Genomic DNA, 1,815 nt, shown 5'->3' on the forward strand with positions numbered 1-1,815 from the left:
CCGCCGAGCCTGATCCCTCGACCCCGCAGGGCGACAGCGGTCCGCTGCACGGCCCGCCGACCTCGGGCCCCGGCGCGGGCCAGCCGGGCACGCTGCGCAAGAGCACCCGCGCCGAGATCATCAACCGCGCCAAGCGGTGGGTGAGCGCGAAGGTGCCGTACAGCATGAACAAGTTCTGGTCCGACGGATACCGGCAGGACTGCTCGGGCTTCGTCTCGATGGCCTGGAACCTGACGGGCAACGAGTGGACGGGCAGCCTCGCGAAGTTCGGGGTGAAGATCGCGCGGGCGGACCTGGAGCCCGGCGACATGCTGCTCTTCCACAACCCGGCCGACCCGAGCAAGGGCTCGCACGTCACGATCTTCGGTGGCTGGACCGACTACACGCACTCGACCTACATGGCGTACGAGCAGACCACGCCGTACACCCGGGTGCAGCCGACCCCGATGGCGTACTGGAGCAACTCCGACCGCTACGTGCCCTACCGGTACAAGGGGCTGGCCGAGGGGAACGCGGGCGCGGCGAGCAGTACGAAGGGAACGCCCTTCCCCGGCGCGAAGTCCTTCGGGCCAGGCGCCGACAACAAGTACGTCACCCAGCTCGGCAAGATGCTGATCGACCGCGGCGCCAAGCGCTACTACAAGACGGGCCCCGGGCCGCGCTGGAGCACGGCGGACAAGAACGCGACGAAGGCGTTCCAGCTCGCCCAGGGCTGGCGCGGCGGGGAGGCGGACGGGCTGCCGGGCATCGACACCTGGCGGTATCTGGTCGGCCACCTTGGCAAGGACATCGCGCCCGCCGGCGCGGGCGGCAGCCCCGGCAAGAGCGCGGCGGGCGGTACGGGAACGAGCGCGGGCGGCAAGGGCGCCGCAGGCGGCAAGGCCGGTTCGGCCGGTACGAAGGCGCCGGCGTTCCCCGGTGCGCGCTACTTCCGGCCCGGACAGTCCAACAAGTACGTCGAGCAGCTCGGCAAGCAGCTCGTGAAGAAGGGCTTCGGCAAGTACTACGTCTCCGGACCGACCCAGCGCTGGGGTGAGGCGGACCGGCGCAATGTCCAGGCGTTCCAACGCGCCCAGGGCTGGGGCGGCAGCTCGGCGGACGGCTACCCCGGGGCCGAGACCTGGCGACGACTCTTCGCATGACGGAGGCAAGGATGACAACGATGACCTCGCGCCCGAGCGGTGACGGGAGCGAGCCGCTCGGCGCGATGCCGCTCGGCACCGGGCCGGACGTGACGGACGCGACGGACGTGACGGACGTGACACAGGCGACGGCCGCGGCCCCGGTGGCCGGGGAGCCGGCGGCCGAGGCGGACGTGCCCGCTGCTCCGGTCGCCGCGCCGGTCGCCGAACCGTTCGTACCGGACCAGCAGAGCGAGACGCCGACTCCGGAGCCCGTGGTGGCCGAGGCGCCCGCCGAGGAGCGTCCGCCGGTGAGCGAGCCGGTGGTGCGCGAACTGGTGTCGGGCGAGCCGGTGACGGGCGAGCCGGTCGTGAGTGAGCCGGTGGTCGGTGAGCCCGCGGTGAGCGAGCCGGTGCTGACCGAGCCGGCCCCGCGTGAGCTGGTGCTGAGCGACACCGCGGTGATCGAGGCCGTCGTCGACGAAGCGCCGGTGGCTGAACTCCCCTTCGGTGACGCCCCGGTGCACGTCGTGCCGGTCAGCGAGAGCCGGGTCAACGACACCCGCGCCGCCGACGGGCGTACCACCCGCTGGAGCCCGCTCATCGTCGGCGAGAGCACCCACGAGATCCCGGTGCACCTGCTGTTCAGGGACGAGGCGCGGGCCGTCGCCGGGCAGCGGCAGGGCACCGGCGA

General features: G+C 72.5%; 1 protein-coding gene and 1 pseudogene. Both read left to right on the forward strand.

Annotation, left to right across the window (positions count from 1 at the left end; translation table 11 throughout):
* The coding region (locus tag HY68_RS16015) for a peptidoglycan-binding protein (RefSeq protein ID WP_041989272.1) at positions 1-1,142 on the forward strand (1,142 nt) is incomplete at its 5' end.
* Between the two features lie 20 nt (positions 1,143-1,162).
* Positions 1,163-1,815, forward strand: a pseudogene (locus tag HY68_RS43780) (hypothetical protein); the annotation flags it as partial.

The organism is Streptomyces sp. AcH 505 (genome assembly GCF_000818175.1).
Lineage (GTDB): Bacteria > Actinomycetota > Actinomycetes > Streptomycetales > Streptomycetaceae > Streptomyces.